Genomic DNA, 11,952 nt, shown 5'->3' on the forward strand with positions numbered 1-11,952 from the left:
TGAATGATTTGTTTTCTATACTATTCAACGCCCTTTCAATTGATGATTCTTCTTGTTTCGAATGATATCATTTACGATTATGGCGCAGAAGCCTTATAATAAAGGGAATGCTTTATTTTAGGGAGTGAGCCGATGCACATGTCAATGGAACGATTTTCGTATTTGCATGAGCGTGAAATAGATGAATGGATGGATCGGATCAAGCATGCGTTCCGGCCAGATGTACAGGAAGAGTCCGAGCAGATCCGGAAGGCGGTTTCGTTAGTCCGAAAAGATGCGTTTCTTGACTTCCGTTTTTTGCAAGGCGTGAATACCGTTATTGCGACATTGGCTGATGGAGGAGAGCAGACAGTGAAGCTTGCCCCTTCTGTATCATTCAAGGAATGTACATGCAGCAGTGACGATTGGTGCGTTCATAAGATTGCGACCGTCTTCCGACTCTATTCACAGTTTCATTCATTGACGGAATGGCTGCATGATTGGCAACGGCGAGAGACGGAACAGATGGCGCTGTCCGTTTCGGAACGGACGCCCGAAGCTTGGAATGACGTATTGTACAGGCTGACGAAGCCGCTTCGGCAAATAGGGCCCGGGGACAATCCGAATGTTTTCATCCATGAAAGCTCGTTGATGGACCAAAAAGTGATTCCGCTATCCCCTTTTGAATGGGAGTGGAAGCCGCTATTCGAATTGTTTTACCGGCTGCATCTTTTGGAAGCGGGCTGGTCGTTTGCGCGCGAGCATCTCGAGGAAGCAAATCATTTCACGTACCGCCAATGGCAAGTGAAAATGTGGCTCAATGAACAGATTGAGAAGTTGCGCGATATCGGAAAGTCGCTCGTCAAGAAGCCGAGGCTATTCGAGACGGACGCGTTTTACACGGCGCTTAAAACACAAGTCCGCAAATTCGCTTTACGCAATGAAGGGCTTTTTGAAGTCCGTCTTCAAATATATGCGATCATGTGGGAGTTCCTGTACAAAGACCAAGCTTCACAGGAGAAAGAGCTTGCCAATCTTCTTGATGATGATTCGGTCGATGCATCCTTTTTCGCCGCTTATTTCAATTTGACGAAAGGCGATGAGGAATCGTTAGCGAAAATTGCGGAACGCGCAGGCGGAGAACTTGTCGGACACTGGCTCCCTTTGGCAGACCTTGCTGCTGAGATGGAGGACGCCGGTTCCCTTTCCGTCATTATGGATACAATCTATCCGCATATCGGCGCGTTTTTTGAACGTATGACGCTTTCGACGGACCGGTATCATTTCATCCGGAAAATCGATGGATTGCTTGAAGAGGCGGACTTTCCGGAAATGCGGCGTGAAGAGCTTTTCATGATCTACGGGGAAGACGGTGTCAGTGCATTCGGCGATTTTCTCATCGAGCGTGAACGTTTTGCCGAATGGGCGGCGCTTATGCACCGGTTCAATATTCCGTATGACGGGATTGAACCGGATACGTTGAAGTTCGTCCTTGCGAATGACCCGGCTTCCGTCATGCCGTTGCTTCATACGTACGCGATGCGGTTCATCCAGGAGAAGAACCGGCATAGTTACCGACGTGCCGTCCGTTTGTTCAAAAATATGAAGGCAGGCGCGAAAAAGAGCGGCAAGGCGGATTTCTGGAACCGGTACATTGACACAGTGCGCGATCAGTATAGACGGCTGCGCGCCTTGTCGGAAGAAATGGAAAAGGGGAATTTGAATTTATGACAAAAATGGATACGTTGAATCTCCTTTTCCGATTATCGATCGACCGGGACGAAGGAGGGCGGTATACGGTTACCGCGACAGATTCTTCCGGGCGAGCGGTTCTTCCGGACAGGCTCTCTTCATTCTTGTTTTTCAATAATGAGCAGGCTTTGTACGGTTTGTTGCCGGTTACGGATGAAAAGGCCGTCCATTTGAATACGAATGAGTTTCTCCACGTGTTTGCAGGCAAGACGCATCCTTTCGCAACGTTTTCGGGACAGTCGACGAATGACGAGGCCCATTTATCAGCGTTGCGGGAAGCTGCGCGTTTATGGAGCGAACCAGATTTCTGGCAGCATGCGGAGCTGGACGCAGGGATGATTCGATTCGATGAGGAGAAAATCGGGATTTCTGCCCTTTCTTCGATGATTTTGCATGATGCGATTCGCGAAAAAATTGAAGCTTCGGCGATGCAGCTCGATCAGTTGCCGGCGTTGCTTCCGCATTTGCGGAAGTTCGGGTGGCCGGGTGATTCGGTTTCGACGATGCCTGTCCGGGTCGCTTTCCGTCTGACGGAGCCTGATGACGAGGCCGATACGGAGTGGCTGCTGGAGACTGTCGTCGTCAGTGAACGCGGGACGCATTGGACGCCTGCTGCCCGGAAGTTGAATGCGGAAATCGGTGATGCGCTTCCTGCGAAATGGAAAGAGTATGCTGATGAAATCCGGGAGAAGCAGTCCGAGATGGCTTCTTTCCTCCGTTCGGTCGAGGCTGAGCCTGGCAACCGGTTTTTGTCGATGTCGATGACGGATCCAGAAGTGCGGATGTTCATTCAGGAAGATCTGCCCGTGTTCCAGTCGTTCGGTTTTCCCGTTATTTTGCCGGCATGGCTGAAGTCGGTAACGGAGTCGAGGATGCGCGTCCGGACGAGTGCGAGTGTGCAGTCATATCGTTCTGCGGCAGGGCTCGATCAGGTCCTTTCGTTCGATTGGAATTTTTCGCTGGCCGGTAGTGAGATCGATCAGGATACGTTCAGGAAGCTCGTCGATGAGAATCGTGAGTTCATCCGCTCCGGCGATGAGTGGTTCCATATCGACCCGCTCTGGCTGAAGCGTATCCGCGAGCTGATGGAGCAGGCGGATGCGGGCGAGTGGACGGTGAAGGATTTGCTGTTCCAAGAGATGCCTGAAGAAATCATCCCGATTGAGGAGGATGATGGTTCTGATGATCCGCTACTTGCGTTTTCGATGCAGCAGTCGTTGCGCGATTATGTCGAGATGGTTTCGAATAAACAAGGTCTGCCGGATGCAGGAATTCCTGTTGGATTGAAGGCGGAGCTCCGTCCGTATCAGATTGACGGGTATAATTGGCTCGTCTTTATGCGCGAGCATCACTTCGGCGCTGTTTTGGCGGATGATATGGGGCTCGGAAAGACAGTGCAGCTCATTTCGTATTTATTGAATGTGCACGCGCGCCCTGAAACGGATTCCCCTTCGCTCATCATTTGCCCGACGAGCGTGCTCGGCAACTGGCAGAAGGAGCTTGAGCGGTTTGCGCCGTCGCTTATTGTGCATACGCATTACGGTCCAGCGCGTGCTCGCGTGGAAGAATTCGACGAGCTTTTGGAAACCCAAAAGCCGGATGTCATTTTGACGACGTACGGAACTGCGACGCAGGATGACGAAACGCTAAGCCGAACTGTGTTCGCGAGCATTACGCTCGATGAGGCGCAAAATATAAAGAACATGCAGACGAAGCAGTCCCGGGCGATCCGTAAATTGCACGGCGACCATCAGATCGCGTTGACGGGGACGCCGATTGAAAACCGGTTGTCCGAGCTATGGGCAATTTTCGATTTCATCCATAAAGGGTATTTCGGAAGCTTCCGGACGTTCACTGAGCAGTTTATTGTACCGATCGAACGCGATGATTCGGAGCTTGAGAAGCGCAAATTGCGGGCGAAAATCCGTCCGTTCTTGCTGCGCCGGACGAAGAACGATCCCGATTTGCAGCTGAATTTGCCGAAGAAGCTCGAACAGAACGAGTATTGTCCGTTGACGACGGAACAGGCTGCGCTCTATGAGAGTTTCATTGAGGATACAAAGTTCAAGCTGGAGACGTTGACCGGCTTTGAGCGGAAAGGTCTCATTTTGAAGATGTTGAGCCGCTTGAAGCAGCTTTGCAATCATCCGTCACTGTTTTTGAAAGAACCTCATGCGCCTGCCGATCAGATGCTGGAGCGTTCTGTAAAGTTAAACCGAATTGTTTCAATGGCGGCGGATATCGCGTCGAATGGCGAACAATGTTTGATTTTCACGCAGTACATCGGAATGGGACAATTGATCCGTCAATGTTTGAGCGAGTTGTACGATATCGATGTGCCGTTCCTGTCCGGCAGTATGCCGAAGGGGCAGCGCGATCATCTAGTTGAGGCATTCCAGGCTGGTGAATTCCCGATCTTCATCCTGTCGTTGAAAGCTGGCGGCACAGGGTTGAATTTGACGGCGGCGAATCATGTTCTGCATGCGGATCGCTGGTGGAATCCGGCAGTTGAGAATCAGGCGACGGACCGGGCATACCGGATCGGACAGACGAAGTTCGTCCATGTCCATAAGTTCGTGACCGTCGGGACGATTGAAGAGAAAATTGATAAGATGCTTGTCGAGAAGGCAGCTCTTTCCGCAGATTTGATCCAGTCGAGTCAATGGCTGACGGAGTTGTCCGACACGGAATTGGATGACCTTCTTTCATTTGAAAGATAATTGAGCGACCTCGGTTCTATTTGGAACCGGGGTTTTTTCACGCCCGATGAACGGGGCGGCGCATATGTATAGGGATGACTTTTCTTGCGCGTTCTTTTTCCTCTAACTCTTTGATCCGCTCATTCATGCTGGCTATGATGCGGATCAGTTGTCCGACTTGCAGTTCCATGCGGATAAGCTGTTGTTCACATTGTTCGTATTGTTCCATTTGCAACTCCCTCCTTTACATTTTTGCGGCGGGAGCGGCCCCCGCCGCATTATGTCGGCCAAGATCATGAGGCCTACGCAGCAAAAGCATTGCCTAATTGGCAGATGGCAATGCTTCCCCTGGGGATATGGAAGGACCCCCACCCTTCCATATCCGAATCACCTTTTACATTTTCTTTATTCGTAGATATTTTTTCATTCCACTATTCAGTTTAGTATGCCTGTATCTTTCTAGCGGTCCTCCTTTATGCGTTCTTTCCCTGCCCCCTATGTATCATCCTTGCGTTAATAGATAGGCAGTCCCTCTTTCTCGTCTTGCGGCAAATGGAAGTTCGAGCTGACTCTCTCCTGTTCTGCTTTTCTCTCATCGCCGCCGCTCTGTTGCACATTGCTTTCAGGCTCTCCGTACAAGTTGTCGTTCTCTCTCCGTTTCGTCGCGAGAAAACGGATTTCCTCACCGATCACTTCGGTGACGAATACGCGGCTTCTGTCTTCCCTTTCGTACGTTCTTGATTGAATCCGCCCTCCGACACCGATTAAGGACCCTTTTCCGCAATGCTTCGCCGTGTTTTCCGCAACCTTGCCCCAAGCTGTGCAAAGTATGAAGTCGGCGTCCACTTCGCCATTTTGGTTTTTGAATTTGCGGTTCACAGCAAGGATGAAGCTCGTCTGCAGCCTACCTTCCGATAATCTTCTTAAAATCGGATCCTTCGTGACGCGCCCTACGAGTGCAACTTGGTTCACTGTTTTCCCTCCTTTCTTCTTGTGATGCCTTCATTTTAAGACGGATTGAAAATTGGCGCAAATCGGTAAAATTAATTTTTGATAGGATAATGTCATTGAGCTTTTAGCTTTGAAATAAAGAAAGGTGCATACTAATGGGGGTTGGGAAGTTTTCATTTATTCGAGATAATTCGAGCTTGGCTGTTTCTGAAGTTTTTTTCCGGCATATGGTATACTTGATGCAAAAAGTGAGCGGGGTGGCGCATATGAAGACGTTTAAAATGATTTCGGTCGGTATTTTAATAGATGATAAAATCCAGGACTTTCCGCTAGTTGACGGCATTATTATTAATCAAGAGAATAGTCATCGGATGTGGATTCTCGAGCTTTTCATTGATCAGGAACACCAGCAGCTGTTCGATGGCTGGAAGGAATCGGGTGAATTATTGGAAGCGCGCGTCGTCATTTCGTATCCGGAAAACGAGCCTGCGGGATTCCGAGTGGCGGTCGATGCTGTGGAGCAGATCGGGGATCATATTTCGGTATTGTTGAAGGGGCGCTTGAAGCGCGCCCGGACGCAGTATGCGGAGCATTTATTGGAGGAATTGATTACCGAAGGGTTAGGTGGCGAGGAGCTGTTGAAGCGTTTTGAGTCGGATATGCGCGAGCGTCCACGGTTGAAGAAAGATCGCGAGGAAGTTTGAGAGTAAATCCCATAAAAATATTTAAAAAAACCGCCGGGGGAGGCGGTTTTCTTTCGGCTTGCGGTTAGCGGTTGTTGTTATTGTTCTTGTTGCGGTTACGATTGGTGTCGGTGTTAGGAGTTGTTGTATTGTCATCTGTTATGATGTCATTGTTCGGTGATGTTGTATTGTCACCGTTCATGTCTCCAGTGTTACGGTCTCTGTCATTGATGATTCCATTATTGCGGTTATCATCATTAATGATTCCGTTGTTCACACCGTTGTTATTCCCATCGAGTCCGTTATCGATGCCATCCATGTCCGGTCCTGCGCCATTGTTGACTCGTGGAGTCGTGTCACGCAGTCCGTTATCCAAGCTTTCCATCGGCGTTTCGTTGTTTTTCGGGACGTTGTCGTTGTTGTTGGCGCACGCCGTTAGAGCAAGCCCGGAAACAAGTACGAACGGTATCGCTTTTTTGAACATGAAAATTCCCTCCTTTCCACAAGCCTCTATCATACAAATCGTATGATACTTGTAGGTTGGCTAAAAAGGAGGGAACTATCCATACTTTTTATTGTTCTTTTTCGAGTCGATCTTTGAGGACTGTTTCGACAAAAACCGCTTCGGCTTTGCAGTCGTATGTCAAATGCGTGTCCAGTTTTTCTTGCATGAGCTGGATGTTCGCGATTTGCTCGTCAGAAGGCGGCTCGCTGATGATGCGCTGGATGACTTCATTGATTCGCTGGGCGAGGTCTTCGTGGAATTGCGGGTCACTTTTCATGTCGTCCGGAATCCGCTCATACCAAAGCGCTTTCGTCGTGATGTATTCGCGCCATAAATCGATGAAGTCTTCGATGTCGTACAGCTCTTCGTCCCAAGCGATATTCGTCATATATTGTTCGAACGTTTGGGTAATGGAGCGCGTGATGCTGCTCTTTATATTTGGAGAAAGATCATTGTACATAATTGGTTGGTACCTCCCACTCTAAACGTGCATGTGTTAGGCAAGCAAGTAAACACACTGCACTTTCCATTGTAGCTGACATTTTGCACGTGCGCAAATTAATTTAGGCTTTTGCTACCGGTCCTAGTGCGAAAGTGATTTCCGTTTCACAAGCGATTTCGCCGTCAACAGTCGCAACCGCTTTCCCTTTTCCGATAGAACCGCGCATTCTAGTAATTTCAACTTCCAATCTCAACTGGTCCCCAGGAACTACTTGACGCTTGAATCGGCAATTGTCGATGCCTGCAAAAAATGCAAGGCGCCCCCGGTTTTCCTCTTTTTGAAGGATGGCAACAGCGCCGACTTGGGCAAGTGCTTCAACGATCAACACGCCGGGCATTACAGGGTAGCCCGGAAAATGTCCGTTAAAAAAGTCTTCGTTGATCGTGACATTTTTTAAACCGACGACCCGTTTTCCCTCTTCGATTTCTGTAATTCTATCGACTAAAAGAAAGGGATAGCGATGGGGAATGATTTCTTGAATCTGTTCTGCGTTTAGCATTTCCTTTATCCTCCCTGTAATGTATGTATTTTTTCATGAAAATAAAAATGAATGAAAGAGCCGTTACGACTCTTTCCCATTTATGATATCGAGTATATGGGTCCATGTTTCTTTTTTGAGCACATCGGATGGCTCTCCGTCGCCGACATAGCCGTAACCGATCATAGCTCCAAGAACCGCTGCACCCGCAACCAACAGAAGGACGAGCAAGATCCGCAACCAGATCGGCAGCAGTCGGATTTGAACCCAAATGCGGCGCTTGTCGCTCGTTTCCTCTTTGACGGACTTCTGCTTCTTTTGTTGGTTTCGTGCCATGCGAGACGCGACAATTTGCCGCTCGGTCATGTCTTTTGGTTTCATATGGTCCCATTGAGGATGTTTCTGTTTTTCTTCTATCATATCGGATTCTCCCTAGCGCGGCTTATCGAATGTTATTGATCAAGCCTAACATTTGATCGGCAAGCGTGACCGTCCGCGCGTTGAATTGATAAGAACGCTGGACGTTGATCAGGTCTGTCATCTCTTTTTCGTAATTGACGTTGGACGCCTCTAGCTTTTGGTTTTCCATGCCGATTTGGTTTCGGTTCGCGCCATTCATTTCCGTCACGATGTCACCAACAGCGACGCCAAGTTCTGCCACGTTATTGGGCAAAGCAAGCAGAGTCTCGGAAATGCGACTCATGACGTTCGGACGTTCCAACGTAGTGACGCCCATTTCGATTCGTTGAACGTTTCCATCGTTTTGCGTCACTTCGAGGACACCGCCAGGAAGCATATTGTAATTTTTGACGTTATCGGCGAATGTGATTGGTTGACCCGCACTATTCGCGACCGGGTAGCCGTCACTGTTGACGAGCATCAAATTGCCGCCTTCAACAGGAGAAACGTAAAAATTCCCAGCACGCGTATAGACGGTTTGCTCCCCGTCTTCTCCGGGCATGATAATGTTGAAGTATTGCTTCGGTTCAGTCAACGCAAAATCGAGTTCGCGACCTGTCATTTGCAAAGAGCCGACCGTCCAGTTCATTTTCGCCGGGCCGAGCATTGCGCCTACGCCATACCGGATGCCTGCCGGAGATTGGCGCTGCGCCGTATCGGCTTTATCATTATTGAATTGCTGATAAAGCAGTTCATGAAAATTGGCTTCACTCGATTTATACCCGTTTGTCGCCGAATTTGCAAGGTTATTACCGATAATGTCGAATTGATTTTGCAATTGGTTCATCGTGTTAACTGCCGTGGTCATTGATCGTATCATTCGTTTCGGCCCCTTTCAAATCGCGTCATCCGTTGACACGTCCAATTTCGTTCACGGCTTTTTCCATACTCCGGTCATATGCTTGCAAGATTTTTTGGTTAGCTTCAAATGCACGGTAAGCGGCAAGCATATCTGTCATAGATTTTGCGGCATCCACGTTGGAGCCTTCCAAATAGCCTTGTTGGAATGAATAACCGACTCCCGCTGCGTTTTGTGCTTCAGGCAAGTTGCCATTCTCGCTTGCAAACAAGCCGTTCCCTTGCTTCAGGAGAGTTCCGGGCTGTTCCGCGAATGAAACACCGAGAGTTGCAACGGTTGCTCCTTCTTGCATAATGTCTCCAGTATCCGTAATGCTGAAATCGTCATTTTGCAATTGAATCCGCTGACCGTTCGTGTCAAGAACGTAATACCCCATCGGATTTGTCAAGTAGCCGGCCGCGTCGATTGTGAAATTCCCGTTTTTCGTGTAAAGCTCATTTCCGTTTTCGTTTTCGAGTCGGAAAAATACGGCTCCTTGCTCACCGGTTTCTTCGTTGGTCGGCAGGCTTCCGTCCAATAGCGCCACATCCGTCGTCATACCAGTTTCACGAAGGCTTCCTTGCGTGAAAAGCGGCATCGTCTCTTGCATGTAGACACCTGTCGAAAGTTCCCCAACAGGCGAAAGACCTTTCAGTAGAATGCCTTTTTCAGTAGGAATGCGTTGCGAGTTAAGGCTCGACATGAACATTTCAGGGAATGAACGGATGCTTGACTGTTCAGCTTTGAAGCCCGGTGTATTGGCGTTCGCAATATTGTTTGCTAGCATCTCCGTCCTGCGCTGCTGCGCAATCATGCCAGAGCCGACTGTGTAAAATCCACGGAACATGATGCCCGCCTCCTTTCATTTTTACGTTCTTCTATTATTTTCGGATGAAACCGTCATTTTTTTATTCAAACGGACATATTATTTTTTTATTAATAACGAGAAGCTTTGCTAATATTCTCGAGAAGGATTCCCGTCCCAATCGCTACACAGCTGAGTGGGTTGTCCGAAATGAATACCGGGACTTTCAATTCCTCAGCGAGCAACTGATCGATTCCGTGCAATAAAGCGCCGCCTCCCGTGAGGAAAACGCCTCTATCGATAATGTCCGCGGATAGTTCCGGTGGTGTTTTCTCTAATACGTTTTTCGCGGATTGGACGATCATGCCGACCGATTCGCTAAGTGCTTCCCGTACTTCTTCGGAATTGATCGTAATCGTGCGTGGAAGTCCGCTGACCATATCGCGGCCACGGATGTCCATCTGCTCTTTTCGGCTGCCCGGAAAGACAGTCGCGATCTCTTTCTTGATTGTTTCTGCTGTCCGTTCGCCGATGAGCAATTTATATTTTTTCTTGATTGATTGTATAATGTCATTGTCAAACATGTCGCCAGCTGCTTTGATCGATTCGGAAGTGACGATGTCCCCCATCGACAAAACTGCAACGTCCGTCGTCCCGCCACCGATATCGATGACCATGTTGCCGCTCGGCTGGAAAATGTCCATGCCCGCGCCAATTGCCGCGACTTTCGGTTCTTCTTCGAGAAACACTTTTTTGCCGCCAGATTTCTCCGCAGCATCTTGAATCGCTTTCTGCTCGACGTTCGTAATGTTCGTCGGACAGCAGACGAGGATCCGTGGTTTCGATAGGAATCCTTTGACATTCAATTTATTTATAAAATGACGCAGCATCATTTCTGTCACGTCAAAATCAGCGATAACGCCATCTTTCATCGGACGGATGGCAATGATATTGCCTGGCGTCCTTCCTACCATTTTACTCGCTTCTGTGCCAACCGCCAATACTTTGTTTGTATGTTTGTCGATTGCGACAACTGCTGGCTCGTCTAGTACGATGCCTTTCCCTTTTACGTGAATCAACACATTCGCAGTCCCAAGGTCGATCCCGATATCCTTAGCAAACATTAGTCCCGTTTCCCCTTCCAACTTCAGTTCGAGCATAGAATCTCCTAACTATAGATTGTACCATATTGCCTCTTTGATGAACACAAAATTTGACAGGTATTTTGCATTTTTTTATGCAGGATTCGAATTCTTGTCGAACGATGTCAATTGGATGATTTTTACATGGTATTTGTCGAAATTAGTATTTTAACAATCACTTTTATGTAGTTCTTTTTTATTCCAATCTAAAAGACATGTATATAATTATAAAACATTTAAGCTGTAATTATTCGGTTTTTTCCGGAAGCTCAACTGGTTTTTTTACATGCGAAAAGACAGGGTGTCCGCCTTCCTGCAAGGATGGTCGATTGGCCCCGTCTATTCCCGTCATGTGTTGCGGGCTTTCTTATTTTCATTCATCCATTTCATCCGTGTTGCTTCACCGCCTCTTAAATGTCTGACAGACTTATGATAGGCAAGTATTTTGGCGACTTCTTCAGACAACTCCACATCCACATTCGGCAGCCGCTCCGTCAAATCCTTATGGACCGTGCTTTTCGAATAGCCCGTCGATTTCGCCAGCGCCCGTACGGTAAGTCCTGTGTCCAGCAACATTTTGCCGAGGCGCACGCATCGCCTCCGAATTTGCTCGTGCACGCCCTCTTCCTTTCCTGTCAGCTCCGTTTCTTCCTTTATCCTATGCGGCGGAAGCGGCGGTTATGTCAAAGGGCGTTTGGAGTTGTAAGGTTATTCTTTTAAAGAGAGGGCTGAGGATTTTCTTTGGGCTTTGAAGGTGTTGCTTTGGGCGTGAGAACCTTCACTTTGGACGCGGGTGCCGTCGCTTTGGACGCGGGTGCCGTCGCTTTGGACGTGGGTGACAGCTCTTTGGACGTGGAACATCACACTTTGGACGCGGGGGACAGCTCTTTGGACGCGGAACATCACACTTTGGACGCGGGGGACAGCTCTTTGGACGCGGAACATCACACTTTGGACGCGGAACATCACACTTTGGACGCGGCAGACAGCTCTTTGGACGCGGAACATCACACTTTGGACGCGGCAGACAGCTCTTTGGACGCGGAACATCACACTTTGGACGCGGGGGCCGTCGCTTTGAGCGTGGAACATCACACTTTGGACGCGGGGGACAGCTCTTTGGACGCGGAACATCACACTTTGGACGCGGGGGACAGCT

At 48.8% G+C, this 11,952-nt stretch carries 14 protein-coding genes; 4 read left to right on the forward strand and 10 right to left on the reverse strand.

Annotated elements, in window-relative coordinates; translation table 11 throughout:
- The first annotated feature begins 132 nt into the window (after positions 1 to 132).
- Positions 133 to 1,710 carry a hypothetical protein gene (locus ACTHPA_RS01060; RefSeq protein ID WP_440498204.1) on the forward strand — a complete coding sequence of 526 codons (1,578 nt, stop codon included), beginning with the start codon at positions 133 to 135 and terminating at the stop codon, positions 1,708 to 1,710.
- Complete coding sequence (locus ACTHPA_RS01065) at positions 1,707 to 4,451, forward strand: DEAD/DEAH box helicase (RefSeq protein WP_440498205.1); 2,745 nt, start codon at positions 1,707 to 1,709, stop codon at positions 4,449 to 4,451. The genes ACTHPA_RS01060 and ACTHPA_RS01065 overlap by 4 nt, the downstream gene beginning before the upstream one ends.
- A 37-nt stretch (positions 4,452 to 4,488) precedes the next feature.
- On the opposite strand, the gene ACTHPA_RS01070 is transcribed toward ACTHPA_RS01065, so the two are convergent.
- On the reverse strand, positions 4,489 to 4,659 hold the full coding sequence (locus ACTHPA_RS01070) for a hypothetical protein (protein ID WP_440498206.1): 171 nt from the start codon (positions 4,657 to 4,659) through the stop codon (positions 4,489 to 4,491).
- A gap of 284 nt (positions 4,660 to 4,943) precedes the next feature.
- On the reverse strand, positions 4,944 to 5,402 hold the full coding sequence (locus ACTHPA_RS01075; RefSeq protein ID WP_440498207.1) for a single-stranded DNA-binding protein: 459 nt from the start codon (positions 5,400 to 5,402) through the stop codon (positions 4,944 to 4,946).
- 245 nt (positions 5,403 to 5,647) lie between these two features.
- On the opposite strand from ACTHPA_RS01075, the gene ACTHPA_RS01080 reads away from it, so the two are divergent.
- Positions 5,648 to 6,085, forward strand: a complete 438-nt coding sequence (locus ACTHPA_RS01080) for a YwpF family protein (RefSeq protein WP_440498208.1) — start codon at positions 5,648 to 5,650, stop codon at positions 6,083 to 6,085.
- Positions 6,086 to 6,149: 64 nt separating this feature from the next.
- Here ACTHPA_RS01080 and ACTHPA_RS01085 read toward each other — a convergent pair whose 3' ends face one another.
- From ACTHPA_RS01085 to ACTHPA_RS01120, 8 genes are all read right to left on the reverse strand, one after another.
- Positions 6,150 to 6,548 (reverse strand): hypothetical protein, encoded by a 399-nt coding sequence (locus ACTHPA_RS01085; RefSeq protein ID WP_440498209.1) that lies wholly within the window; start codon positions 6,546 to 6,548, stop codon positions 6,150 to 6,152.
- An 88-nt stretch (positions 6,549 to 6,636) separates the two neighbouring features.
- Positions 6,637 to 7,029 (reverse strand): hypothetical protein, encoded by a 393-nt coding sequence (locus ACTHPA_RS01090; protein ID WP_440498210.1) that lies wholly within the window; start codon positions 7,027 to 7,029, stop codon positions 6,637 to 6,639.
- Between the two features lie 103 nt (positions 7,030 to 7,132).
- Entirely contained in the window at positions 7,133 to 7,570 is a 438-nt protein-coding gene (gene fabZ, locus ACTHPA_RS01095) for a 3-hydroxyacyl-ACP dehydratase FabZ (RefSeq protein ID WP_440498211.1), read from the reverse strand.
- A gap of 63 nt (positions 7,571 to 7,633) precedes the next feature.
- Positions 7,634 to 7,969: a DNA-directed RNA polymerase subunit beta gene (locus ACTHPA_RS01100; RefSeq protein ID WP_440498212.1), complete on the reverse strand. Its 336-nt coding sequence runs from the start codon at positions 7,967 to 7,969 to the stop codon at positions 7,634 to 7,636.
- A gap of 22 nt (positions 7,970 to 7,991) precedes the next feature.
- On the reverse strand, positions 7,992 to 8,828 hold the full coding sequence (locus ACTHPA_RS01105) for a flagellar hook-basal body protein (protein ID WP_440498213.1): 837 nt from the start codon (positions 8,826 to 8,828) through the stop codon (positions 7,992 to 7,994).
- Between the two features lie 25 nt (positions 8,829 to 8,853).
- Positions 8,854 to 9,693, reverse strand: a complete 840-nt coding sequence (locus ACTHPA_RS01110; protein WP_440498214.1) for a flagellar hook-basal body protein — start codon at positions 9,691 to 9,693, stop codon at positions 8,854 to 8,856.
- Between the two features lie 89 nt (positions 9,694 to 9,782).
- Positions 9,783 to 10,775 (reverse strand): rod shape-determining protein, encoded by a 993-nt coding sequence (locus ACTHPA_RS01115; RefSeq protein ID WP_440498215.1) that lies wholly within the window; start codon positions 10,773 to 10,775, stop codon positions 9,783 to 9,785.
- A gap of 366 nt (positions 10,776 to 11,141) precedes the next feature.
- A complete protein-coding gene (locus ACTHPA_RS01120; RefSeq protein ID WP_440498216.1) occupies positions 11,142 to 11,411 on the reverse strand; it encodes a sporulation transcriptional regulator SpoIIID in 270 nt (89 codons plus the stop codon).
- Between the two features lie 123 nt (positions 11,412 to 11,534).
- Here ACTHPA_RS01120 and ACTHPA_RS01125 point away from each other — a divergent pair.
- Positions 11,535 to 11,952, forward strand: a 418-nt coding sequence (locus ACTHPA_RS01125) for a hypothetical protein (protein WP_440498217.1), incomplete at its 3' end; no start/stop codon positions are given.

It is taken from the genome of Sporosarcina sp. SAFN-015 (assembly GCF_051966875.1).
Classification (GTDB): domain Bacteria; phylum Bacillota; class Bacilli; order Bacillales_A; family Planococcaceae; genus Sporosarcina.

Bases quoted from the DNA above. Each gene is read 5' to 3' on its own strand.
- ACTHPA_RS01080 (WP_440498208.1), top strand. From the start codon at position 5,648: ATGAAGACGTTTAAAATGATTTCGGTCGGTATTTTAATAGATGATAAA.
- ACTHPA_RS01085 (WP_440498209.1), bottom strand. From the start codon at position 6,548: ATGTTCAAAAAAGCGATACCGTTCGTACTTGTTTCCGGGCTTGCTCTA.
- ACTHPA_RS01105 (WP_440498213.1), bottom strand. From the start codon at position 8,828: ATGATACGATCAATGACCACGGCAGTTAACACGATGAACCAATTGCAA.
- fabZ (WP_440498211.1), bottom strand. From the start codon at position 7,570: ATGCTAAACGCAGAACAGATTCAAGAAATCATTCCCCATCGCTATCCC.
- ACTHPA_RS01060 (WP_440498204.1), top strand. From the start codon at position 133: ATGCACATGTCAATGGAACGATTTTCGTATTTGCATGAGCGTGAAATA.
- ACTHPA_RS01100 (WP_440498212.1), bottom strand. From the start codon at position 7,969: ATGATAGAAGAAAAACAGAAACATCCTCAATGGGACCATATGAAACCA.
- ACTHPA_RS01070 (WP_440498206.1), bottom strand. From the start codon at position 4,659: ATGGAACAATACGAACAATGTGAACAACAGCTTATCCGCATGGAACTG.
- ACTHPA_RS01090 (WP_440498210.1), bottom strand. From the start codon at position 7,029: ATGTACAATGATCTTTCTCCAAATATAAAGAGCAGCATCACGCGCTCC.
- ACTHPA_RS01110 (WP_440498214.1), bottom strand. From the start codon at position 9,693: ATGTTCCGTGGATTTTACACAGTCGGCTCTGGCATGATTGCGCAGCAG.
- ACTHPA_RS01115 (WP_440498215.1), bottom strand. From the start codon at position 10,775: ATGTTTGCTAAGGATATCGGGATCGACCTTGGGACTGCGAATGTGTTG.
- ACTHPA_RS01065 (WP_440498205.1), top strand. From the start codon at position 1,707: ATGACAAAAATGGATACGTTGAATCTCCTTTTCCGATTATCGATCGAC.